22 protein-coding genes and 2 pseudogenes are annotated in these 23,246 nt (G+C 63.5%); 13 read left to right on the top strand and 11 right to left on the bottom strand.

Annotated elements, in window-relative coordinates:
• Positions 1-25 precede the first annotated feature (25 nt).
• On the top strand, positions 26-922 hold the full coding sequence (locus HNP60_RS13630) for an SDR family oxidoreductase (RefSeq protein WP_184154717.1): 897 nt from the start codon (positions 26-28) through the stop codon (positions 920-922).
• Positions 923-982: 60 nt separating this feature from the next.
• Here the strand turns inward: HNP60_RS13630 and HNP60_RS13625 are convergent, their stop codons facing one another.
• Both HNP60_RS13625 and HNP60_RS13620 read right to left on the bottom strand, forming a co-directional pair.
• A complete protein-coding gene (locus HNP60_RS13625; protein WP_184154714.1) occupies positions 983-1,777 on the bottom strand; it encodes a MipA/OmpV family protein in 795 nt (264 codons plus the stop codon).
• Positions 1,778-1,889: 112 nt separating this feature from the next.
• Complete coding sequence (locus HNP60_RS13620) at positions 1,890-3,041, bottom strand: MFS transporter (RefSeq protein WP_260394891.1); 1,152 nt, start codon at positions 3,039-3,041, stop codon at positions 1,890-1,892.
• On the opposite strand from HNP60_RS13620, the gene HNP60_RS20035 reads away from it, so the two are divergent.
• Together HNP60_RS20035 and HNP60_RS13615 are read left to right on the top strand one after the other, a co-directional pair.
• On the top strand, positions 3,040-3,315 hold the full coding sequence (locus HNP60_RS20035; protein ID WP_260394890.1) for a hypothetical protein: 276 nt from the start codon (positions 3,040-3,042) through the stop codon (positions 3,313-3,315). The two genes, HNP60_RS13620 and HNP60_RS20035, sit on opposite strands and share 2 nt — an antisense overlap.
• 1 nt (position 3,316) lies before the next feature.
• Positions 3,317-4,294 (top strand): AraC family transcriptional regulator N-terminal domain-containing protein, encoded by a 978-nt coding sequence (locus tag HNP60_RS13615; RefSeq protein ID WP_184154708.1) that lies wholly within the window; start codon positions 3,317-3,319, stop codon positions 4,292-4,294.
• A 51-nt stretch (positions 4,295-4,345) separates the two neighbouring features.
• Here the strand turns inward: HNP60_RS13615 and HNP60_RS13610 are convergent, their stop codons facing one another.
• Together HNP60_RS13610 and HNP60_RS13605 are read right to left on the bottom strand one after the other, a co-directional pair.
• Positions 4,346-5,161, bottom strand: a complete 816-nt coding sequence (locus HNP60_RS13610) for an NAD-dependent epimerase/dehydratase family protein (protein ID WP_184154705.1) — start codon at positions 5,159-5,161, stop codon at positions 4,346-4,348.
• Entirely contained in the window at positions 5,158-5,619 is a 462-nt protein-coding gene (locus HNP60_RS13605; RefSeq protein ID WP_221414687.1) for a MarR family winged helix-turn-helix transcriptional regulator, read from the bottom strand. The genes HNP60_RS13610 and HNP60_RS13605 overlap by 4 nt, the downstream gene beginning before the upstream one ends.
• A 210-nt stretch (positions 5,620-5,829) precedes the next feature.
• Here HNP60_RS13605 and HNP60_RS13600 point away from each other — a divergent pair, with 210 nt between their 5' ends.
• The 7 genes from HNP60_RS13600 (at position 5,830) to HNP60_RS13570 (ending at position 16,305) form a co-directional block, all read left to right on the top strand.
• The gene (locus HNP60_RS13600) at positions 5,830-6,744 is read left to right on the top strand and encodes an SDR family oxidoreductase (protein WP_184154699.1); all 915 of its coding nucleotides are present in this window, start codon (positions 5,830-5,832) and stop codon (positions 6,742-6,744) included.
• Between the two features lie 514 nt (positions 6,745-7,258).
• A complete protein-coding gene (locus tag HNP60_RS13595; RefSeq protein ID WP_184154696.1) occupies positions 7,259-10,147 on the top strand; it encodes a TonB-dependent receptor plug domain-containing protein in 2,889 nt (962 codons plus the stop codon).
• A gap of 80 nt (positions 10,148-10,227) precedes the next feature.
• On the top strand, positions 10,228-11,652 hold the full coding sequence (locus HNP60_RS13590) for an FAD-dependent oxidoreductase (RefSeq protein ID WP_260394889.1): 1,425 nt from the start codon (positions 10,228-10,230) through the stop codon (positions 11,650-11,652).
• Between the two features lie 221 nt (positions 11,653-11,873).
• Positions 11,874-12,818 (top strand): glycoside hydrolase family protein, encoded by a 945-nt coding sequence (locus tag HNP60_RS13585; RefSeq protein WP_184154692.1) that lies wholly within the window; start codon positions 11,874-11,876, stop codon positions 12,816-12,818.
• A gap of 34 nt (positions 12,819-12,852) precedes the next feature.
• Entirely contained in the window at positions 12,853-13,764 is a 912-nt protein-coding gene (locus tag HNP60_RS13580; RefSeq protein ID WP_184154689.1) for a LysR family transcriptional regulator, read from the top strand.
• A gap of 301 nt (positions 13,765-14,065) precedes the next feature.
• Positions 14,066-15,148 carry a hypothetical protein gene (locus HNP60_RS13575; protein WP_184154687.1) on the top strand — a complete coding sequence of 361 codons (1,083 nt, stop codon included), beginning with the start codon at positions 14,066-14,068 and terminating at the stop codon, positions 15,146-15,148.
• Positions 15,149-15,362: 214 nt separating this feature from the next.
• Positions 15,363-16,305 (top strand): IS630 family transposase gene (locus HNP60_RS13570; protein WP_476712839.1). Its coding sequence is split into 2 segments (ribosomal slippage): positions 15,363-15,709 and positions 15,708-16,305, totalling 945 coding nucleotides; the frame shifts between segments, so codons are not numbered across the junction.
• 12 nt (positions 16,306-16,317) lie between these two features.
• Here HNP60_RS13570 and HNP60_RS13565 read toward each other — a convergent pair.
• A complete protein-coding gene (locus HNP60_RS13565) occupies positions 16,318-17,706 on the bottom strand; it encodes an MFS transporter (RefSeq protein WP_184154685.1) in 1,389 nt (462 codons plus the stop codon).
• Between the two features lie 313 nt (positions 17,707-18,019).
• On the opposite strand from HNP60_RS13565, the gene HNP60_RS13560 reads away from it, so the two are divergent.
• Positions 18,020-18,541, top strand: a complete 522-nt coding sequence (locus HNP60_RS13560) for a DUF1993 domain-containing protein (RefSeq protein ID WP_184154682.1) — start codon at positions 18,020-18,022, stop codon at positions 18,539-18,541.
• Between the two features lie 56 nt (positions 18,542-18,597).
• Here HNP60_RS13560 and HNP60_RS13555 read toward each other — a convergent pair whose 3' ends face one another.
• The 3 genes from HNP60_RS13555 to HNP60_RS13545 form a co-directional block, all read right to left on the bottom strand.
• The gene (locus HNP60_RS13555; RefSeq protein ID WP_184154679.1) at positions 18,598-18,828 is read right to left on the bottom strand and encodes a hypothetical protein; all 231 of its coding nucleotides are present in this window, start codon (positions 18,826-18,828) and stop codon (positions 18,598-18,600) included.
• A 171-nt stretch (positions 18,829-18,999) separates the two neighbouring features.
• Positions 19,000-19,659 carry a hypothetical protein gene (locus HNP60_RS13550; RefSeq protein WP_184154676.1) on the bottom strand — a complete coding sequence of 220 codons (660 nt, stop codon included), beginning with the start codon at positions 19,657-19,659 and terminating at the stop codon, positions 19,000-19,002.
• Positions 19,660-19,757: 98 nt separating this feature from the next.
• On the bottom strand, positions 19,758-21,047 hold the full coding sequence (locus HNP60_RS13545; protein ID WP_260394888.1) for a S8 family serine peptidase: 1,290 nt from the start codon (positions 21,045-21,047) through the stop codon (positions 19,758-19,760).
• Between the two features lie 62 nt (positions 21,048-21,109).
• Between HNP60_RS13545 and HNP60_RS13540 the strand changes: the two genes are divergently transcribed.
• Both HNP60_RS13540 and HNP60_RS13535 read left to right on the top strand, forming a co-directional pair.
• Positions 21,110-21,649: an RNA polymerase sigma factor gene (locus tag HNP60_RS13540; RefSeq protein WP_184154670.1), complete on the top strand. Its 540-nt coding sequence runs from the start codon at positions 21,110-21,112 to the stop codon at positions 21,647-21,649.
• Between the two features lie 4 nt (positions 21,650-21,653).
• Positions 21,654-22,376, top strand: a complete 723-nt coding sequence (locus HNP60_RS13535; RefSeq protein ID WP_184154668.1) for an anti-sigma factor family protein — start codon at positions 21,654-21,656, stop codon at positions 22,374-22,376.
• A gap of 110 nt (positions 22,377-22,486) precedes the next feature.
• On the opposite strand, the gene HNP60_RS13530 is transcribed toward HNP60_RS13535, so the two are convergent.
• From HNP60_RS13530 to HNP60_RS20360, 3 genes and pseudogenes are all read right to left on the bottom strand, one after another.
• Positions 22,487-22,750, bottom strand: a complete 264-nt coding sequence (locus HNP60_RS13530; protein ID WP_014077054.1) for a DksA/TraR family C4-type zinc finger protein — start codon at positions 22,748-22,750, stop codon at positions 22,487-22,489.
• A 125-nt stretch (positions 22,751-22,875) separates the two neighbouring features.
• A pseudogene (locus HNP60_RS20030) lies at positions 22,876-23,022 on the bottom strand (SUMF1/EgtB/PvdO family nonheme iron enzyme); the annotation flags it as partial.
• Positions 22,982-23,170, bottom strand: a pseudogene (locus HNP60_RS20360) (GMC family oxidoreductase N-terminal domain-containing protein); the annotation flags it as partial. The pseudogenes HNP60_RS20030 and HNP60_RS20360, both read right to left, overlap by 41 nt.
• Between the last annotated feature and the right edge of the window lie 76 nt (positions 23,171-23,246).

The following is a 23,246-nucleotide window of genomic DNA, read 5'->3' as shown; positions in this document are numbered from 1 at the left end:
GTCCGTCAATCTGGAGGAGTTCCCCATGCGTATCTTTCTCACTGGTGCCACCGGCTTTATCGGTTCGCGAATCATGCCTGAGCTTCTGGGTGCGGGACATGAGGTGATCGGCCTGACGCGCTCGGAGGCCGGCGTACGCGCGCTGACCGCCGCTGGCGCGCAGGCCCATCTCGGCAATCTGGAAGACCTTGCGAGCATCCGCGCCGGCGCCGAGCGCGCCGACGCTGTCATCCACACTGCCTTCGATCATGACTTCTCAAAATATGCGGCGAGCTGCGAACAGGATCGTCACGTGATCGATGCGCTTGGCGCGGTGCTCGCGGGCTCTGAGCGGCCACTGCTCATCACCTCGGCAGTGATCATGGGTGCGTCTGATGATGGCAGCCCGGCCGTCGAGACGTTATTCACAGTCCGCCACCACCCCCGGTCGAGTTCTGAGCTGGCTGGCGAGGCGCTGCTTGAAAGGGGCGTGATCCTGTCGGTCGTTCGCCTTCCGCAAGTGCATGACACGGTGAAGCAGGGCCTGATCACGCCTTATGTGGAACTGGCACGGGAGAAGGGCGTCGTTGCCTATGTCGGCGAAGGCGAGAACCGCTGGTCCGCCGCGCATGTTCTCGACGTGGCGCAGCTCTATCGCCTCGCGGTGGAGCGGGCTGAGCCCGGGGCACGCTACCATGCGGTCGCGGAGGAAGGTGTCACCCTTCGCGAGATTGCGGCGAGCGTTGCCGCTGGTCTCGACCTTCCGCTCTGTTCGCTGTCTTCTGAAGAAGCGTCTCATCATTTCGGCTGGTTCGCGATGTTCGCAGCCACCGACATGTCAGCATCCGGCGCCCGAACCCGAGCACTGCTCGGCTGGGAGCCGAGTGGACCGGGCCTGATCGGGGATCTCGAGCGAATGGACTATTCGTCCGTGGCGGCCTGAGCTGCGAAAGGGGCGGCGCCGTACAGTATCGTCGCCGGGGCCGCCCGTCTTGCACGGACTTCAGAAGCGATAGGCGAGGGCCAGGCCGGCGGCCGGTTGCCAGCGGCTGCCCTCCTGGGTGACGGGGCTGTCGGCGAGATCGCCGATGAGATAGCTCGCGCCGGCGCGGGCGACCACGCCGAGGCGGCGGTTGAACCAGTAGGATGCCGTCACGCCGGCGCCCACGTCCCGGAAGCCGGCGCCGGGGCGATAGGCTGGCAAACCGCTGGCAGCGGCGGCGGCTTCGTCGATACCGAAATAGGTGCGGGCATAATCCGCATTGGCCCAGCCGGCCTGCGCATCGAGCGAGAGGGAGAAGACGGGGTTGCGGATCGCGGCATAGCTGGCGGTCGCCGTCGCGATCAGGCCCTTATGCGTGTCCGACACGTCGTGAACGACGGTGAGGTCCATCTGCACCGATCCCTGGCCGAAGCGATCGCCGCCGATCCTGTAGCCCACGAAGCCACCCGCCTCGATCGCGGTGTCGATTTCCGGCAGGAGGCCGACGGAACCGTCGGCATCGTCACGCGGCAGGCGCAGGCCGATGGCCGGGCCGAAGGAGAGGCGCGACCCCGGGTTGAGATCGAGGCGCAGGCGCTGGCCACGCATTTCGAGGCTGACGATGCCGAGGCGGATCTCCCCCGTGACGAAGGGGAGCACGCGCATGTCGCTCGCGCCATCATATTCGGGCACGATACCGGCACCGACCGCGACAATGCCGCGCGAGGGGGTGTCCGGGGAGGCCTCCTGCGCATGGACGCCGGTGGCCGACAGGGCCGTGCCGCAGACAAGCAGGGTCGAGACGAGAAGTCGCATAGCCGATTTCCTTCTTTTTGAGGGGGCCACCGAAGGCGCTCCGTTTCCGGAAAATTGTCCTTCGGTGGCCGGGGGTCGCGGCGGGGCGGGTGAGATTGGCGACCCCCTGGAGTCAGCGCTGCCGAAGCAAGGCAGCGATCCTGTGGTTTGCCATCAGAATTGCGAGGCCGCTGAGGATGCTGGCGACGGGCACGGTCAGCAGGCCGAGCCCGAGGCTGTTGGGCATGTGCGCCGCGCTTCCCGCATCGCTGATCAGGCCGACGATGAGCGGACCTAGCGCAGGGCCAAGCAGGCCCGACCCGATCAGGACGAGGCTCGACGCCATGGCCTCGCGGCCCTGGCCGGCCACGAGGTGCGCGGCGCCGAAACCCCATGGCAGCAGGAAGGCGAAGGACAGCATGCTCGGCAGGAACAGCAGGATCGAGAGCCAGCCGACAGGGGCGAACAGGCCTGCCGTCGTCGTCACCGCGGCAATGATGAACAGGATGGCAGGGGGACCCAGCACGCGTCCGGTGCCCGAGCGCACCACCCGGTCGAACCAGCGCCCGCCCAGCAGCGTGCCCACGATGCCCAGCAGACCCTGCGGCAACCCGAAGGCGAGGCCGGCCTCGCTGGCGGTGAAGCCATGGGTACGGATGAGGAAGGGTGCGGCGAAGGCATAAAAGGGCGCCGCGGCAAAGCCACTGGCGATCGCGCCGATGAACAGCCAGCGAAAGCCGGGTGCCGACAGCAGGCGCATGCTTGTGCGCATGAAGGGTTCTGCAGAGGCCGCCATGCGTTGCAGCGGCGGCGTGGGCCCGACGGCGACGAAGGCAATGAGAGCGATCACGCCGCCAAGGGCGCCTGCGCCGACCAGCGCCGTGCGCCAGCCGACCGTGTCGCTGAGCGCGCCGCCGGCCGCAAACCCCACCATGGTGCCAAGAGGGATGCCCAGAGCGAACAGCCCGATCGCCAGGCCTCTTCGCTCCGGCCGGATTTTCCGGGCGATGATCGCATGTCCGGCCGGGATCGCGCCGGCCTCCCCGAAGGCCACGCCGAAGCGCGTGAACGCCAGGACCAGGAAACTCGCGGCAAGACCTCCGAGCGCTGTCATCGCGCTCCAGACCAGAGCGCAGAAAACAAGCACGAAACGGGGCGACCCCCGGTCTGAAACGCGGGCAAGCGGCAGGGAAAGAAGCGTATAACAGACCGCGAAAGCAAGGCCTGTGAGCAGTCCGATCTGTGTATCGCTGAGAGAAAGATCAATCTTGATCGCTTCTGCCATGATGAAGGGCAGCATCCGATCAATCTGCGAGATCAGGCTGACGAGGAACAGGGCAAAAAGTATTAGAACGGAGCGCCATCCATTCGCATGTTCATTCGAACTTTCCTCGCCGATCTGGAAAGAAGCGCTGGATATTTCTGTTGATCGCGTGGCAATTTCTGCCATGATCGTGACGCTCCTCACTTGGGTTGGTGCCAGCAAGTTAGATGGAGCGACCCATGATCAGAATGCCGAATACCTCAATAAACTTGCCCAATCCTCCAAGCGCCGATAGGGTGAGCAGAGATGGGCAGGTCCTGCGCTGGCCGCTCGCCCAGGCGGAGAAACGCGTGCCTTCAGCCCTTCACGCGGCGGTCGCCGCTCATATCGATGCCCAGGGCGGCGGCGAGGGCCGTTTTCCGACGCGGCTTGCCGGCATGCACATCATGCGGTCCTTCGAGGCCCGGATGCCGATGCGGCAGGTCTATCGGCCGGGGCTTTGCGTCGTGATCCAGGGCGCAAAGGAAATTCTCTTCGGTGAGGAGACCTTTCGCTATGGCGTGATGGAATGTCTGGCGATCGGCCTTGATCTTCCCGCCAGCGGACGGGTCATCGAGGCAAGCGCGGACGCGCCTTATATCGGCATCACCATCGATCTCGACATGACGATCATGCGCGAGGTGCTGGGACAGCTCGAAACGCCGCCCGTGCCGACCAGCGGGTCAGGGCCCTGCCTGTTCGTCGGGAAGGTCGATGCACCTCTGGCCGATTGCATGCTGCGCCTGCTCCGGCTGTCCGAGACGCCCGAGGCGATCCCGATCCTCTACCCGTCCGTGATGCGCGAGATCTGCTACTGGCTGCTGACGAGTCCGAATGGCGGCGAACTGCGCAACCTTGGCTTGCCGGAATCGAGCAGCGAGCGAGTCAGCAAGGCGATATTCCAGCTGCAGAACAGCTTTGCGCAGACACTGCGAGTGGAGCAACTGGCCGAGACCGCGCGCATGAGCACGTCGTCATTTCATCAGCATTTCAAGGCACTCACGTCCATGACGCCGCTTCAGTACCAGAAGCAGCTGCGCTTGCTGGAAGCCAGGCGACTGATGGTGGTCGACGGGGTCAATGTGAGCGAGGCTGCCTATCAGGTGGGCTATGAAAGCGCGTCGCAGTTCAGTCGGGAATATACGCGGATGTTCGGTGCCGCGCCCAAGCGGGACGTGCTGGATATGCGCCGCCAATATAGCCGATATGCCAGCCGCACGCTGCAAGAGGCATAGGCGCGGCGCGGTGGCGCCGGCTTGGCAAGCGCGCCTTCACATGGCCGCGCGTTACAGCAGCCCTTCGTGTGCGGCCTGGTGGACACTCCTCACGGCGGGCTGAAAGCCGAGCCGGCGGGCAAGCGCGCCGTCCATATGCAGGCGCCAGGGATTGGTCAGCGGCGCGGAGGAGGGCTCGATTGCGCCTCCCGCCAGCTGCACCAGTTCATGGATCGATGTGGGGGCATCATCGCCGATATTGACGATCCGCCCGTCCATCGCGCCATTCAGCGCCAGCATCATGGCGGTCGCAATGTCGCGATGATGGACCATGCTCATCCGCTGGGCGGGGTGAAGCTTCACTTGGGCGAGATGCCGGGGAAGCGACTCGATATGGCCGTCCCCATCGCCATAGACGAAGCCGAAGCGCTGGATGGACCAGTTGAGGCCGCTGTCCCGCAGGTCCATCTCGGCGGCCAGCTTGCTCGCTGGATAGTCGAGCGTGGGGGAACAGCGATCCTCTTCTGCGCCGGGTCGCGGGGCGTCGGCGTCATAGACGTGGGACGTGCTGGCCATGATGAGCCGCGCGTCCGCCGCATGGGCTTTCATCGCGGCGATGAGGTTGCGCGTCCCGTCGAGATTCACTTTCCAGATGAGGTCGGCATCGGTTGTACGGAAGACGGCCGCGAGGTGGATGACGGCCGAAACGCCCTGCACGGCCGATGCCAGCGAGGCGGGATCGAGCAGGTCGCCAGTCGCTATCGACACGCCTGCAGGCACGCCACTGCCCGGCCGGGCCAGTGCCCGGCAGTCCAGCCCCGCTTGCACCAGACGCGGAAGAAGCCGGGCGCCGACCAGTCCGCTCGCGCCGGTTACCAGGATGGTCATGGTCTGTTTCCTTTCTCAAGCAGGCTTTCGAGCCGTTCGGTTGCCGTGCGGAGCACGCCGATCGCGGTCTCGATATCGGCCGCGTCCATTCCGCCGAACGCCACGGCGCGAATGAAGGACAGGTCGGGCAGGGTGGTCCACAGCTTCGCGCCGGCATCGGTAAGGCGCAGCAGCTTCTGCCGCTGGTCGGCCTGATCGGGCACCTGCTCGACCAGCCCCTTGCGCACGAGCGTGGCGACGATGCCGCTCATGGTCGCCCGTTCGATCTCCAGCAGCCGTCCCAGATCGCGCTGGATGACTGGGCCCACCGTGGCAAGCCGGTGCAGAACATACCATTGCACGGAGCCAAGGCCATGGGGACGCAGAACGGAATCCATGACGTCCCGACCGGCGAAATAGCAGCGCTTCGCCCAGGCGCCGATACTGTCCTGCGCTGTGCCTTCCTGTTTGTCCGGCAAGGATGCCTCCCTTAATTCGTAAGCCACCATACAAATATGTAAGGTGCCATACGGTTGTCAACCTCCTGGAGGAATGGGCAGGTTTTTTGCGCGTTCCGGCATGGCGGTTTTCCGGGCCACCGGCATCATGGAGCAGGACGGCGCGGCAAGGGCATCGCGGGTTGCGATTGCCCGCGGCGCCCGCCCGCGTTGGGAAGGCAAGGATCATCAATGACGAACTGGACGAGCAGTGACATCCCGCCCCAATGGAACCGCGATGTGATCGTGACGGGCACCGGGGGGCTTGGCTTCCAAGATGCGCTTGCCCTGGCCACCGCCGGCGCCAATGTCGTGATCGCCGGGCGCAATCCCGAGAAGGGCGCTGCGGCAGTCGCGGCGATCAAGCGCGCCGTGCCTGGCGCACAGGTGCGGTTCGGGAAGCTGGACCTCGCCGATCTCGGCTCGGTCGCGGCCTTCGCGGGGCAGCTTGCGCAGGAACAGGACAGTCTTGATCTGCTCATCAACAATGCGGCGGTCATGCGCCCGCCGGAACGTCGTGAAACGCGCGACGGCTTTGAACTGCAATTCGGCACCAACTATCTCGGGCATTTCGCGCTTACTGCGCATCTGTTGCCGCTGCTGAGGAAAGGGCAGGAACCACGGGTCGTGACGCTCAGCAGCGTCGCGGCGCGCCAGGGAGCGATCGACTTCGAGGACCTGCAGGCCGAGCGCAGCTACCGCTCGATGCATGTCTATGCCCAGTCCAAGCTCGCCTGCCTCATGTTCGCGCTCGAGCTGAGCCGGCGCAGCAAGGCGGCCGGCTGGGGCATCGAGAGCCTCGCGGCGCATCCGGGCATCACGCGCACGGACCTCATCGTGAACGGCTCGGGCCGATCCAGCCTTCATGGCCGGCTGCGTCGCTACCTCTGGTTCCTGTTCCAGCCCGCCTGGCAAGGCGCCTTGCCGACACTTTTCGCGGCAACCGATCCCTCGGCGCGAGACGGCGGCTATTATGGACCCGACCGGCTTGGCGGCACGCGAGGATATCCAACCGATGAGCAACCGCCCAGGCAGGCGCTGGATGACGCCGCCGCCGCGCGTCTGTGGGAGCTGTCCCTGGACCTGGCGAAAGTGCAGTTTGCTTGATGTCGGTCAAAAGCCGGCAAATTGCCATTGCGCTTCAAAATTTGACTGACGCACGGGACAAGCTCTGGCTAATAGCGCCCCAGTCAGATTTATGAACCTCTGACAGCTTTCGGCGATTTCCTTCGGGGTAGCGAACGGCCGCTATCGCGGGGGCAGGCAGTTCTCGCAAGATTGTGTACTTTTATATCAGCTTCATGCTCGCGAGCTTGGGCCATTGCACAAGTCGTCTGTCGGCCTTGATCTGGTCGAACGGCTCTGCCCTGGCCGTCCGCCTCGATCTCGGTTCTCAGGCGCGATGAGCTTCAATGCTCCAGCGCCCAGTGCGCATACAGCCCGACCATTCTCGATTTGAGAATGCATCTCCTAACGGAGCTTGTCTTCCTGACGATCCAGGCCCGACCTAAGACGCTGCCCATCACTTCAGGGTGGAGCCGCTCAGCTCGCGTATCTAGCCCGCGGAGCAATGGCGCCTCACCCTTGGGGTCATAAAAAGTTGAAGCAGGGAGAGGATCAGATGAAATCTTTCAACGCAGCGCCATGGCGCCTTCTTGTGGGTGTTTGCATCGCCGCGGTGGTGTGCCCGTTCAGCGCCGCGACGGCTCAGAGCAGCGAGCAGCCCGCCGATGCGCCCGTGGCGGCTGAGGTCACACCGGAAAGCGCTGCTGCTGGAAGCGCTGCGGCGCCCGCTCAGGACATCGTGATAACCGGCTCGCGCATTCAGGCCGGCGGGTTTACGGCCCCTACGCCGACTTCTGTCATCAGCACGGCGCAGATTCAATCCGTCGCTCCGACGCGCGTGGATGATATCCTGCGCCTCATTCCGGCATTCTCTACAACCGGCAGCGGTGTGGCGCGTGCCCTGTCCTCTGCGACCGTGACGGCTGATCTGCGGAATGTCGGTCCTCAGCGGACGTTGGTTCTCCTCGATGGCCGCCGGCACGTCGCCACAGCGCCCGATGGCACGGTGGACCTTGGCGTCATCCCTTCCATTCTCATCGCACGCACTGAGGTCGTGACGGGCGGCGCCTCGGCATCCTGGGGGTCCGACGCTGTCTCCGGTGTGATCAATCTCATTCTCAAATCGGATCTCGAAGGCGTAGAGGGCACGGTGCAGAGCGGTATTTCCCAATATGGTGATGCCCAGAACGTGCTTGCCGGGCTAGCGGCCGGAACGCGCTTCGGCGGCGGGCGTGGTCACATTCTCATCGGCGGGGAATATTCGAAGAATGACGGGATCGGCCAGACCCCTTATCGTCCTCGCCCATGGGCTAGCCGTGGCCTCGCCGGCAATTCCAACTATGCCGCGAATGGCTTGCCCGCGAACATTTACGCGGATGATGTGCGCCGCACCGATCTTTGGGAAGGTGGCCTGATCACCAGCGGTCCGCTGCGCGGGACCGCATTCCTGCCGGGCGGGCAAACGGGTCAGTTCGGCTATGGCGAGGTCTTCGGTAACCGGATGATCGCCGGGACCGATAACTATACCGAAATCATCAATCCGGGCGGCAATCTGCAGCAGCCGGTGGAGCGCTATTCGGCAATGGCGCGCGTCTCCTACGAAGTGTTCGACAATCTCTCCCTGTTTGCGGAAGGAACGTTCGCTCATTCTGTGACCAACGGCTATTTCGCCGAGCCGCGTCAGCAGGGTTCGGTCACGGGTAATCCGACGTGCTCCGCGACGATCATTCCTGGCGGTCAGACCGGCAACGTTCTGGTGCCGATCACCAACCCCTATCTGAGCGACGAATTCCGCGAGCGCGCCATCGCCGCGGGGGTCTCATGCTTCAACTTCGGTCGCTCCTACCGGGAGCCCGGCCTTGGTGCCGTGCGCGGACGTGTGGGCTCGCCTTCGGTCTACCGGGGCGTCGTCGGCGTCGAAGGCAAGCTCGGCGAGTGGTCGTTCGACGCTTATTATCAATATGGCCGCAATCACTTCGTTCAGGAGTATGTCGGTCAGATCAACATGATCAATTATCGCAAGGCGATCGACGCCGTGCGCTCGGGCGACGACATTGTCTGCCGCGTGAATGCCGATTCCAATCCTGCCAATGACGATCCGGCGTGCGCGCCGCTCAATCTGTTCGGCTTCGGGTCGCCATCGCAGGAAGCCATTTCATACATCACCGGCACGTCCAGGTTCGACCTCACCACCAAGCAGCAAGTGGCAGCATTCAGTGCTAATGGTGCGTTGTTTGAAGGCTGGGCCGGTCCGATCAACGCGGCGTTTGGCGCGGAATATCGCGAGGAATCGATCGACGCGACGGTGGATGCCATTTCGCAGGCCGGGCAGTGGCAAAGCGGCTCGCGTCAGCCGATCGCCGGCAGCTACAATGTGAAGGAAGTGTTCGGCGAGCTGGCGATCCCGCTGTTGAAGGATCTGCCGCTCGTTCGTTCGTTCGATCTCAACCTCGCGGCGCGCTACACGGATTACAGCACGTCAGGTGGCGTGACGACCTGGAAGATCGGTGCGACCTGGGAATTGTCGAGGGAACTGCGGCTCCGTGCGACGCGGTCGCGCGATATCCGGGCCGGCAATTTTGCGGAGCTGTTCGCTCCGACGACGGTGTCGCGTCAGAATATTCGCGATCCACGGCGTTCGACGAACTATACCGTCGAGGTCACGTCTCTGGGTAATTCCAATCTCGATCCCGAGACGGCCAATACGTTGACGGCCGGCATCGTCTACCAGCCCAGCTGGCTGGATGGCCTGCGTCTCTCGGTCGACTATTACGACATCGACATCAAGGGATTGATCGGTACGATCTCGGCCAATGAAGTGCTCGAGCGTTGCTATGTCGATGGTATTTCCGACTTCTGCGACCTTGTCACCACCGCCGGCGGTGCGCCGAATGGCGACATCAGCGGCATCACGGTACGCTTCGAGAACCTGGATCGCCTGAAGACGAAGGGCGTCGACATCGAGGCTGCCTATCGCTCTTCGCTGGAGAACATCTTCGGCGAAGGGGCAGGTACGCTCTCCGTTCGCCTGTTGGGCACTTATCTCGACACCCTGGCGACGACGGCCGTGGCCACGGCCAGCACCGAAGAGCGGGCAGGCGAGTATGTGACACCGCACTGGCGCGTCTCCGGTCTGATCACGCATGAGCTAGGTCGCCTGACGAGCACGCTGGATCTCCGCTGGCTGCAGGGTGGCAAGATCGACAATGATTTCGTTGTCGGCACGGGGGCGCTCAACACGATCAACTTCAACGACACGAAGAACATCTTCTACACCAACGCCACGTTCACGGTCGATGTTTCCAGGGACGCTGATCGCAGTCGGGAGATGTTCATCCGTCTCAACAACATCTTCAATGTCGCGCCGCCGTTCCCGGATCAGGCGTCGCCATTGTTCGATCAGGTTGGCCGATCGTTCCGTGTCGGTCTGAGGTTCAAGCTCTGAGAGGGGCAAAAGCCCTTCGTCAGTCATGATGGGATGGTGCGATGAGCACCATCCTGCAGAAAGGAAATGGTTCGTCCGTCATGGATCGCCCTAAAGTTCAAGAAGTCCGCCAGTCGGAGGATCGTTTTCTGGCATCCGACGTCTTCGAGACGGGCGGTCGGGTGCTGCCGCGCGCCAATGGCACGGGGACGTGGATGGAGCCGGCGCGCGAGATCCCGGTCTATCACACATGCGACGTGCTGGTGGTGGGTGGCGGGCCGGCAGGCACGGCGGCCGCCTGGGCGGCGGCGCAGGCGGGCGCGGACGTGGTGCTCATGGAGCGCTATAATCATCTGGGCGGTCTCTCGACCGGCGGGCTGGTGATCTGGATCGACCGGATGACCGACTGGACCGGCCGGCAAGTGATCCAGGGCTTCGCCAATGATGTGCTGGGGCGCTTGCCCGCGGCCGGCCTGGCCGGGCCGCCGCGCGCCGACTGGGGTTCGCGCGATCCCAAGAAGGCCAGCTACTGGGGCCAGCGCACCGCGGCCTTCCATGGCACGGTCTGCTGGTCGCCCACGCTCGATCCCGAGCGGCTCAAGCTCATCAGCCAGGAAATGCTGCTGGGCGCGGGCGTGCGGCTGGTGTTCCACAGCTGGGCGGCGGTGCCGATGGTGGCCGATGGCAAGGTCGAGGGCGTGGTGTTCGAATCCAAGGCCGGGCGTCAGGCCCTGCGCGCCAAGGTGGTCGTCGATACCACCGGCGATGGGGACATCTTCGCGCGCGCCGGCGCCGAGTTCGACACCGACATCGAGGAAGGCGACGTCCATCACAGCGCCAACACCGGCTTCATGCTGGGCGGTGTGGACATGGACCGCTGGCTGGCGTTCCGCGGCAATGAGCCCGAGCAATATGCCGAATTCGCGAAGCTGGGCCGCGAGCGGCTGGGCTTCTTCCAGCCGCCTTATGTCTCCTGGCGCAATGACATCGCGCTGTTCCTGGGCCCGCGCCAGTCCGGCCTTTCGGCGCTGGATGTCGACGACCAGACCGAGCTGGAGATCCGTTCGCACCGCTTCATGCAGACGCATTGCGAGTTCTTCCTGGAGCATGCGCCGGGGTTTGAGCAATGCTACATGTTGCAGAGCGGCTCGCAACTCGGCGTGCGGCACACGCGGCGTCTGGGCGGGGTCGGCAAGGTGCTGCGCAGCCAGTGGGCCGATGGCATCGCGCTGCCGGACGAGATCGGTGTCAGTCCATCGGTCAGCCTCAAATATCCGGTGATCTCCGTGCCTTATGGCGCGCTGGTGCCGCGCAAGCTGGATGGCCTGCTGGCCGGCGGCAAGCACATCAGCTGCGATGCCAACTCGCACGGCTTCATGCGCGAGATCCCGCAATGCTGGCTCACCGGACAGGCCGCAGGCGCCGCAGCCGCGCTCTCGGTCGGCGCGGGCGTCCAGCCGCGGGCGCTCGACGTGAAAAGTCTCCAAGCCGAGTTGCGCCGGCAGGGCGTATTCCTCCATGACTAGGCCGGTAAGGTGCCGGAAGCTGAACAGGGAACCGTACAGAAAAGCTGAATGTACGGGCATTTATTGAGAGGATGAGGGACATGTCGATGGCACGGACGATGCGGCGCAGACTTGCGGGCGTGCTGGCTTGTCTGCTGACCCTTCCTGTCCTCGCGAGCCCTGTCCTGGCCAGCACAGCGCCAGGGACCGCTCCGGCCCCCGAATCGCGATCGAACGAGAGCGTGAAGATTTCTGCGGTGACTGCCGAGCGACTGGGAAACCGTCCCATCATTTACCCGGACATGCCCGGTCTGGAAGGTGAACTCGGGAACAATATCGATGGCCCGTCGGTCATCAAGGCGCCGAGCTGGCTCAAAAATCCCCTCGGGAAATATTATATGTATTTCGGCCATCATCGGGGCGGTTACATCCGGCTCGCTTATGCCGACCACCCCGAGGGGCCGTGGACCGTCTACAAGGCCGGCACGCTGCGTCTGGAGCAGACCTCGGCCCTGCATCATATCGCCTCACCCGACGCAGTCGTGGATGAGGAGAACAAGCGGATCGTGCTCTATTATCACGGGGCAACCGAAATGCCGGGCGGCGATTATGGCGGGCGACCGTATGCGCAGCGGAGCTTCGTCGCGACGTCATCGGATGGGCTGAACTTCACGGCTGCATCCGGGGCATTCGGTGCGCCCTATATTCGGGTCTTCGACTACAAGGGAGCCTATTACGGGCTGGGCATGGCGGATAAGGCCACTGCCTATCCGACCTGGCTGCGCAGCGGCCAGTTCTTCCGTTCATCCTCCTTTTTGCCGCCTTTCGAGGCAGGGCCGCGCATCCTTGACGAGATGCGCCATGCGGGGGTGACCCGGATCGGCGATACGCTCCATATTTTCTACACCAACGTTGGGGACTCGCCCGAGCGCATCTTCCATTCCAGCGTCGACCTGCGTTCCGACTGGTCAGAATGGACAGCGTCAACACCCATTGAAGTTCTCCGCCCGGAACGGCCTTATGAAGGGGCGGATCTGCCGCTCGTGTCATCACGCGGCGGCATGGCTTCCGGCTTCGAGCATGCCCTGCGTGACCCTGGCGTTCTCAATGACGATGGCCGCATCTATCTCTATTACTCGGTTGCCGGGGAGAAAGGGATTGCGGTCGCGCGGGTAACCTTCAAATGATGCCGCCTCCGATGCTTCCTCCCATGGCTCACTGATGGATACGCTGCTCAACATGCGCGCCTTTCTGGCCGTGGTTGAATGCGGCAGTCTCGCGGGCGCTGCGCGCAAGTTCAACATCGCACCGTCCGTGGTCACGAAGCGGATCGGGCGTCTGGAGGATGAACTGGGCGCCGTCTTGTTCATCAGGACGCCCCGCAAGGCCGAGCTTACCTCTTTCGGCGAGCGGCAGCTGCCTCGCATTCGCGCCCTTGTACGGCAGACAGATGAGGTCATTTCCGGTGCACGCCGGTCACGCCAGGCACTAGATGGGCATTTGAGGATCAAATGCCCCACAACCGTGGCCAGTAGCTATTTCGGGCGGTTTTTCGCGGATTTCGTTCAAAGCCACGCCGGCGTCAGTATCGATCTCGTGCTCGTCGATCGATCCGTGAACCCTATCGAGGAAGGTTTTGACCTCGCAATCGGGGCGATGGCCGCTTCCTATGCCGGCGTGATCGACGTGCCATTATGTGAACATCCGATGGTGATCTGTGCAGCCCCCTCATATCTTGCGCGCGAGGGACATCCAAAGCATCCCCGCGAGCTGGTCGAGCATGATTGCCTGGGGTCCCAATCGATCGGCGGAACCTGGGTTTTCGAGAGCGAATCCGGCGATCTGGCCGTCAATGTGACATCGCGCTTTGCTGTCAATACAGCCATGGTTCTGCGCGATGCGGCGCTGCGGGGCGCGGGAATTGCCATGCTCAGTGAATTCGTCTCCCGCGACGCTGTGCGTACCGGCCGGCTCGTGCGGCTGATGCCCGAATTTCCCGCAAAATCATTGTGGCTCAAAGCACTAGTCCCGAATGTGAAGATGTCTCAGCCGCTGGTTCAGGCACTGGTGGAAGACATCGTCGCTTTTACCCAGCCAGTGGCGCCATGGGATCGCGAAGACCCGTCGGATTGAAAACGCCCCACAGGGGCTCGGAGAAGGAACGGAAACGATGCAAAGCAGGCGCGATATGCTTCAGGCTTCTGTCGGGCTGGTCGGCGTAGCGGCACTGGGCGGCGCATCTCCGGCTTCGGCAACACCCGGGCCCGTCAACGCGACCTCTTCGGGTCTTAATGAACCAGCATCTCCGCTCCAGAAGCAATTGCGCGAAGACATGGAAACTTATGCGGCCTTTGGTAGCAAATTGTCGGGATCGCCGGGAGATCTGGCCGCAGCCAGATGGATCGGTGAGCGGCTTGGCACCGCAGGATTCGCCGTGAACCAGGTCGACTTCCCGATCCCGGTGTTCGAGCCCGGCGTGTCGGAGTTGCGCTTCGGGAGCAAGCATGTGCCGGTCGCAGCCCAGCCAGTCGTCATCACGACGCCCCCGGCCGGGCTCACGGCGCTGGCTGTTCTGGTCCGTGACGCCTTTGAGGCCCGCGCCGTAACGGGCAAGATCGCTATCGTCGTGCTGCCTTATGGCCGCCATGCGGCCATCTTCACCGGTGACGCCAAGCTGATGCTTGATCAGGTCATTCCTCACAAGCCGGCGGCCATCGTGATCGTCACCACGGGCCCGACTGGAAACATCATTGCTCTTAACACGCGTTTGAAGCCGATTGCTGAGGTCCCCATTGCCCTCATGGCGCCGCGTGACCTGCCGGCCGTTGTCGAGGCAGTGGCAGCGCAGCGGCCTCTAACCCTGGTGCTCACCGGGAAGAGCGCGACCGGCAATAGCTGCAACATCCTTGCCCGTCGCCTGGCAGGGCCAAAGTGGCTCGCATTCTCGACGCCGCGCTCAGGCTGGGGGCTTTGTGTCGGGGAGCGCGCCCCGGGCACGGCAGCGTTCCTGGAGCTGTGCCGCTGGGTCGCTATTCGCTATCCCGATCACTCCCTCTTCGCGATCAATGCGGGCGGTCATGAGCTGGACTTTGCCGGCGCGCATCACTCCCTTTCGGAAGGGCCGCCTCCGGCCCAGACGCAAGTCTGGACCCATCTGGGCGCCGGCCTCGCGACGCGCGACGCCTATGAGGTGCTCGGCCGCAATCGCCAGCTCCTGTCGACCGCGGATCCGCAGCGGGTTCTCATGTCTTCGCACAGCCTGATGGCAGACGCGACATCCGCATTTCGCGGCCTTGCAGGTTATGAGCAGCCGATCGAAGTCGTGGGCGGAGCGGGAGAGCTGTCCTCCATCATCGACCGCGGCTATGCGAATGCCTTTGCAGGTCTTGGCATTCATCGCTGGTGCCACGTGGCCGATGACACGATCGACAAGGTCGACGCAGCATTGCTGGAGCCTGTCGTCGAAGCGCATCGGGCCGTGATCGAATCCGTCGTGGGGCGGGCGGTGCGGAGCTGAGCGCAGACAGGATTGCCGGGGTCTTCCTGGCCCATCCATGTCCGGCGCGATCCTCGTTAACGGCAAGGTTGCGCTGGGACGCGTGCGGCTCGCATGGCCTCGCCAGCGTCGCGGAATAGCCTAGAGTCTGTCCTGATTAGATTGAATCGTTTGGGGATTCCCAAGGTGGCTTTGTTGTGATTCAAGCTGCTTGCTGGGGAGGAGGCCAGCAGCGATGGCACGAGCCTATTCTGACGATTTGCGAGATCGGGTTGCAGCGGCAGTTTTGTCGGGCCGCTCGGTTCGCGAGGTTGCTGGTGCGTTCGGTGTGAGCGTGGCGAGCGCAGTGAAGTGGTCGCAGCGTCTGCGTGATACGGGCAACGCCGGTTCACGTCCGATGGGAGGCCACAAGCAACGGGTATTGGCGGGGGAGCAGGAATGGATGCTGCTTCGTCTTGAGGAATGTCCGCATCTGACGGTGCGCGGGCTGGCGGTCGAGCTGGCCGGGCGCGGTCACCGAGTCAGCCCCAACACGGTGTGGTCGCTGCTGCGCAAGGCTGGCCACAGCTTCAAAAAAAAGCCTGTTCGCCAGCGAGCAGGACCGCCCGCAGGTAGCTCGGCGGCGGACGCAGTGGAAGAAGTACCAGGGCCGGCTTGACCCTCGCAGGCTGGTCTTCATCGACGAGACCTGGGCCAAGACCAACATGACCCCGTTGCGGGGCTGGGCAAAACGCGGCGACAAGCTGATCGCCAAGGCGCCGTTCGGCAAATGGAAGACGCTGACCTTTGTGGCGGCGCTTCGTCACGACCGGATCGATGCGCCCTGCGTCCTCGACGGCCCGATCAACGGCCAGCTCTTCCTCGCCTATGTCGAGCAGTTCCTCGTGCCCACCCTCGTGCCCGGCGACATCGTCATCATGGATAACCTCGGCAGTCACAAGGGTCAGGCCGTGCGCAAGGCAATCCGTGCGGCAGGGGCCAAGCTCCTGTTCCTGCCGCCCTACAGCCCTGACCTCAATCCAATCGAACAGGTCTTCGCCAAGCTCAAGCTGCTACTGCGAAAAGCCGCCGAGCGCACCGTCGAAGCCACATGGCAGCGGATAGGCAAACTGCTCAATGCCTTCCCACCCCATGAGTGCGCCAACTACCTCAGGAATAGTGGCTATGCTTCAATCTAAACAGGACAGACTCTAAGCGTCCGGCTTCTGCTCGGTCAATCGCGCCGCGAATTTCGCCAGAGCCAGCACGCAGACAATGACCCCAAGCAGGCAAGCTGCCGAAAAGAGGTAGCCGTGCAACACGCGTTCCTTGGTTCCCAGAAAGAAATGGGCGCCGATGATCGGAGCTGCCACGGACGCGAATTTTGCCACGAAGCTCGCCCAGCCACCGCCGGTGGCGCGGATCGCGCTGGGGTAATAGATGCCGGTCATCGCAACCACCGCAGCATGGCCCGTCCCGACCATGATGGAGCTCATCAGGACGACGGGAATGAAGAATGGTCCGTTCAGGACAAGGCCGAGGCCGAGAAGGAGCGTGAAGGGCGCTCCGATGGCCGGAGCCAGCGCAATCCAGGCGGGTCCGCGCTTTTCGGTCAACGCGAGCAGCAGCACACCGCCAAGCGCACCGAGCAGGCCGGTCACGGCGCCCAGCCAGGTGGCATCGGGTACGGAAAGCCCCAGCTCTTCAAGAAAAAGCACCCCGAAGCTCGTTTTGAGATAGATCGCAAAAGAGGAGCAGAAGTATGCGACCCAGATCAGCGGCGTGATATAGGCCAGCCAGCCCTTGAACAGCTGCTGGAACATGGCGGCGGGTGAGGTGCGTTCCGAGGAGGACGCTTCGTCGGACAAATAGAAGCTACTGGAGCGATCGAGAGGCTCGTTCGGCGCGAGACGTTGGAGGGCCGAGAGGACGGCGCTGGCCGGTTTTCCTTTAGCAACCATCCAGCGGACGGATTCAGGCAGCGTGAACAGCAGGACCAGGGCCAGGATCAGCGTCAATGCGCCGCACAGGAAAAAGACGGCATGCCACCCCAGGTGGGGCGCGATCAGGTTCGTGAGTGCACCGCTGGCAGACGCGCCGAGGCTGAAGCCGAGCATGATGATGGTGACAGATGTCGCCCTCATCGCGCGCGGCATCACCTCGACGTTGAGCGACCATGCCGGGGCAAGCAGTCCGCCGATGGTCAGCCCGGCAAGCAGGCGCAGGATCATGAGGGTTTCGGGCGTTTGTGCAAAGCCGGTCGAGAAGGTCAGGAAAGCGCTGAGCACCGTGCATGTCAGGATTATGGGCTTCCGGCCCAGCAGATCGGCGAGATAAGCGCCAGCGAGGGCGCCGATCATCTGGCCGACAAAAGCGGCGGCGCTGACATAGCCCATCGCCGTTTCGCTCAGATGCATCTCATCGCGAATATAGGGAAGCGTGTAGGCAATCAGCAGAAAGTCCAGCCCGTCGAAAAACGTGACGGCGCATGAGAGGATGAGAATCCAGAGATGGTACCGCCCAAAGGCGGAAACCCGAAGTATCTCGGCCACATCGATCATGGCCGTATTGGCTGAACTGGTGTCTGGTGCCGCAGACATGGCTGCTGTCGATCCCCTGCCGACTATTTGTTCTCGGCTGTCGACCGTGTGGCGCGACGTCACGCGCCTCAGGCAACAGCTCGGCGCGTCTGCCATTCGCGAACTTCCGGGAGAAGCGAGTATCTAGGCTGATCAACCTTCTCGAAACGCGCAGGCTCGGGAAGGGGGACGCCCGCTTTGTCGGCGAAGTGGACCAGACGCGCTGACCTCCGGCAGGACCGTTGCTCGACCGACCGGCGTTGGGCTAGGTTTCAAATTGACGTCGCCCGCCAACCGCGCGCAGGAATGCCCAACCTTTGCAGGAGTCAGCGCAATGGCCTTCACACTCTATGCCGCGACAATCCCGTCCTATTTGCAGATCCTCAATTCGATCTCGAGCCTGATCGGCAAAGCCGAGGCCTTTTGTGGCGACCAAGGCATTGAACCCGAGACACTCATTCAGGCACGTCTTGCGGACGACATGCTTCCTTTCGCCTATCAGGTCAAATCGACCACCGTGCATTCGATCGGTGCCATCGAGGGCGTCAGAAATGGGACCTTCTCGCCGGACACCTCCATACCGCCCACCACATTCGACGGCCTGCGCGAACGCGTCGCCGGAGCTATCGCTGAACTTGAAGCGACAAGTGCCGAGGAAGTCGAAAGCTTCATCGGGCAGGACATGCGCTTTGAATTTGGCTCCAATGCCATAGACTTTTCCGCCGAGGAATTCCTGCTCTCCTTCTCCCAGCCGAATTTCTATTTTCACGCCACGACCGCTTATGACATCCTGCGCATGAAAGGCGTGCAGATTGGCAAGCGCGATTTCATTGGGCGTGTCCGAAAGCGGGATTGACATGCAAGAAAGCCTTGCCGCCTTCGGAGCCTCGCGCGGTTAGCGGTAATGCGGATTCACATCAAGAATCCGCCATGGTCATAGACTGGCGAATAGTTGCACTGCCGTGATTGAGTATTATCGCGGTCTTCACCATCGAACGCAAACCATAGCGAGATGGGTACGCTGGAAGACAAGAATGCATCGATCCAAGCGCGCAAAACCAGGAAGAAGCTTTTGCGCACTTCAATAAAGCAATGTTGGACTATGGATATGGCAGCAATGTCTACACGCTTATGGCCGATCATCCTTCGATCGCTCTCCCCTCGACCCCGCGCTGGAACCCTCCTCGTGGCGGTCAGGATTTGGCCTGACCAGATGGTCATTCGAAGAAAGATGCCCCGGCTTCATTGAAGCCGGGGGGCATTTCCCCGAACAACCTGTCCCGCGCGGTGTTGCCCGACGGCGACGCAGGGACTTTATTCGTCGCTGGTGCTGGCGGGCTGACCGAACGCACCGGAACCCGAACCCTCGACTGACCCGCTGACTTCAACCGTGCGAGCCGCGTCGACGGCGTCGCGCGTCGCCGTGCTGGCAGCACCCCACGCCGTACCGCGAGCGGTTTCAGCCGCGCCTCGGGCCGCGCTGCGCGCCTTATCTGCAGCTCCCAGAGCAGTGTTGCGCGCCGTATCGGAGGTTCCGCGCGCCGTATCGCGAGTGGCGCCGACGACGTCGCCGGCAGTCCTGCGGGCGTCATCCGAACCGACACCCTGGATTGAGGCGCTGGCGCTCTTGTCGATGCTCTGGCTGGTGCCGGGCTTGCCGCCACCACTGGCCGACGTTCCTGCCGGGCCAGTCGCCGAAGTCGCGCTATCGACCGTTCCGGTAACCGTTCCGGCAAGCCCGGCACTGGCGCTCGCCGAGCCCGAGCGCGTGTCGACCGACCGGCTGGTGTGTGCCCGACCCGAACCGGACAGTGTACCGTTCACATTCTGCGAGGCTGAACCCAGCGTGCCACCGAGATTGCCGGCACCGCCCAGCGTGCCGCCGAGCGAGCCACCGACGTTGCCGAGGAGTTGCGCTTGCACAGGCAGCGAGAAAGCGGCAGCGACGAGAGTAGTGATCAAAATCCGTTTCATGTCTCATCTCCTTCAAGATGCGGGCCGCTCGATGGCCGCCCGTCGAAAGAAGAACGATGAGGGTCTGCGACTTCATCCCCGAGCGCCCGAATTTTTTGTCAGGGAGTGGTTGCGGGCACCGTGCGGCACGTGTTGCACACGATGCCGCGCCCCACTTTTCCGTGCCCGCTGACGGCCTCGTCAGCCACAATGTCGACCCGATTTGCCGGCGAACCACCTGCCGCCGCCAGTCTCGCCGCAACGAGCGGGGCCGCGAAGGAGGTGCCGCGCACTTTGGTATAGCCCTTGCCGGGCATGGCGGCGACCATGTCCGCGCCGGGGGCAGCGAAATCGAGATGGGCGGCGCGCCCGGCCTCGACCAGCGCCCGGTCACGCGCATCCACGCCCGTTACGGAAATCACGCCGTGATAGGACGCCGGATACATGGGCGGGGCAGCCGGTCCATCATTGCCCACGGCGGCGACGATAGTGACGCCACGCTCATGAGCCAGTTCGATGGCGCGGGCCAGCAGCCGGTTAGGCGGGCCGACGAGCGAAATGTTGATGACCCGTGCACCGCCGGCTACCAGCCAGCCCAGCGCCCGCGCGATGACCTCAGCCGATCCTGAGGCCGGGTTACCGCCGTAGACATCAGCGGCGAGCAGCGAACGGCTGACAGCGGCGCCGCGAAAAGCCCCCTCCTCGCCGACGAGCAGCGAGGCAATGGCCGTGCCATGCCCGCTTCCTTTCAGCCCGCCGTTCGCGAAACCGCGCTGGTGGATCGAGGCGCCGGCAAGCGCTGGATGAGCGGCGACGCCGCCGTCGATCATGCCGATGCTATCACCACGATCCCTGACGCTGCGAGCGGCCGCTGCAGCAGCGTCCGCCGCCGCGCCCAGCGCGCTGCCGGCTGGCTCGAACACATGATTGAGATCGAAAGCGCCCTCCGGTGCGAGTTTGTGCAAACGTTCCAGCGCCTTGCGCCCGGACTCCCCCCGCGGGACGCTCAGCACATGGACGCGCACGCCGATCCCTTCCATCTCATCTTCGCGCAACATCGAAAAACCGGCGGCCTGGACCCGCGCGAGCAAGGCCGGTGAGGCATCGAGCGCGATGATTTCTCCGCGTCGCACCGGCTGGCCATCGTCATCGGCCTCCAACACCTCGCGGTTCGCGCGGATGAGCGCCTGCAGGCGCTCGAGGCGCAGATCGCGCAGCGAGGTGCGGTTCAGCGTCTGGGCGGCGCGCACGCTCAGCGTATCTACAGGGCCGTTTACTGTGTTGCCAAGGCTCGCAGGGGCATCCCCCAGAAGCGGATCGATCACCCGACCTGCCACCTGCCCCGGCAGTGCGCCGATATTCCCCGGGAGCAGCTGTGCCTGTGCCGCACCGGCGAGCAGCGCGGTCATGACGAGAATTGCAGTTGATTGTCTTCCCATGGTCGGTCCTTATCATTTTTTTCCGGCTATGGATGAAACGCAGAGCAAGGGTCGTTTCATCCACGACGCTGAAAGGAAAGGGCTTGGACGCATTCGAAGAAGGCCTCTCCACCATGTTGCCGCGCCTGCGGCGTTTTGCGCACGGGCTTTCGCGCAGTTCTGCCGATGCAGACGATCTGGTGCAGATCGCCGTTGAGCGCGCGCTGCGGGCTCGCAGCCAGTGGCAACCGGGCACGCGGCTCGATAGCTGGCTGTACAGGATCACGCGCAATGCCTGGATCGACACGGCGCGTGCGCGGAGCAGGGAGATGGCGCGGCTGCTGCCGGAAGAGGTTGGTGAACAGGTGGGCGAAGATCCACGCCCGGGACTCGAGGCGCGGCTGGACCTCGACAGTCTGATGGCTGCCATGGCCCGCCTTCCGGAAGACCAGCGTGAGGCAGTCGCGCTCGTGCTGATCGAAGGGTGCGGCTACCGTGAAGCTGCGGAGATACTGGACATACCCGTTGGCACTTTGTCCAGTCGGCTGGTGCGAGGACGCAATGCGCTGCTGGCGCTTGTCGGCGAAGGATGAGGTAATGACTGACCCGATAATTGACGATGAGACCCTTTACGCCTGGCTGGACGGCGAGTTGCCCGAGGCCGAGGCGAAGCGCGTGGCGGCGCTGGTCGCAGCGACTCCGGCGCTGGGCGAAAAGCTGGAAGCGCAACGCCAGTTGCAGGCGCAGCTGCGCGCGGCTTTCGGTCCGATAGCCACAGCGCCGGTACCCGCCGGGATCAGCGCTGTGGCGCGAGAGGATGGCAGGGTGGCGGGTCTGGCAAGCGCGCGCATGAAGCGCGTCGTCCCCGGCTCTGGTTTGCCGCGCTGGGCTGGCGTGGCGGCGGCCCTTGTTGCGGGATTCATGGTGGGGTATATGTTCACTGGCGGTGATACAGCGCCGCAGCATGGGCTTGCTGTCAACGCGCAGGTGCTCGCCGCGCTCGATACACAGCTGGCGAGCGCAAGCCACGAGGATGGATCTGATCAGCAGGTGCAGGTCCGCCTGACGTTCCGTGACGCTGGCGGCAATCTATGTCGGAGCTTCGAGACCTCTTCCACCGCAGGCGTGGCCTGCCGCGAGGAAGGCAGTTGGGCCGTGCGCGCGCTGGTCGCATATCAGCCCCAGACCCAGGCTGACTATCGCATGGCGAGCAGCGGGAATGCCGCCATCATGGCCTACATCGATACCCAGATCAGCGGAGATCCCCTGGATGCCGACGCGGAGAGGAGAGCGATGCAAAATGATTGGACCGCAAAGTGAAGCGGTGACAGGGGAGTGGCCTACCGAAATTCGCCAGATGGGTCTGTCAGGGAAGAATGTGAACGGAACTGACTGGCAACGCCTCGCACACCCGCCTCATTCCGACAGGTTTACCGCAACTGACTGTCCTTGCTTCCGCGTCGGTTGATCGTCGAATGAACCACCGCTTTATCCTGTTCGCTCTGGCAAAGCACACAGGTACGTACGCCAGGAAGCGCCTCGCGTCGGCGGGCAGGGATGCGTTCGCCGCAATCGATGCAATGCTCGCTGCCTTCGCCCGTGTGTATGCGTGACCGGGCGGCACGGACTGCGTCGTTGATTGTATCGTCGATCTGATCTTGTACCGCGCCATCGCGTGACCATCCACCGGCCATCTCGATTCCTTCGTCCCTAGACAGACATTATCTGGGAACAGCCGGTTCCTGATTCAACCGGCGGCTATGGAGGAACCGTCCGAGCTACAGCTGGGACGGTTGGATTTGGAAATCCGCGCTAACGATCAGTGCGAGGACAAGTCGCGCGCGCAGCGGAAGCCGATGTGGGACGTCGCCGTGTCGATGGTCTGGGGATAGCGTGCCGCCGGGCGATAGCGCTGGCAATAATTCTCCGCGCAGAGATGGGATCCTCCTTTCAGAACGCGCCGGCCGAACAATGTCCGGAGAGCCAATCGCACCGGACGAAAGGATGACCTCGCCGTCAGCCTGTATCTGTTCGATCCGTCCATTCGGCTGGACCTCGACGCCCGTGACGCGGCCGGCGGATAACAGCAGGCGGGACACCTGAGCGTGGCTCATCACATGAAGATTCTGCCTCGCAAGGGCGGGACAGCATCTATTTGCATTTGACTCGCATTAGCGAGAAAAATAGAGG

Origin of the sequence: Sphingobium lignivorans, assembly GCF_014203955.1 — a bacterium.
Lineage (GTDB): Bacteria > Pseudomonadota > Alphaproteobacteria > Sphingomonadales > Sphingomonadaceae > Sphingobium > Sphingobium lignivorans.
Note: the sequence above shows the minus strand (reverse complement) of the source record. Positions and strands in the feature narration are given on the sequence as shown.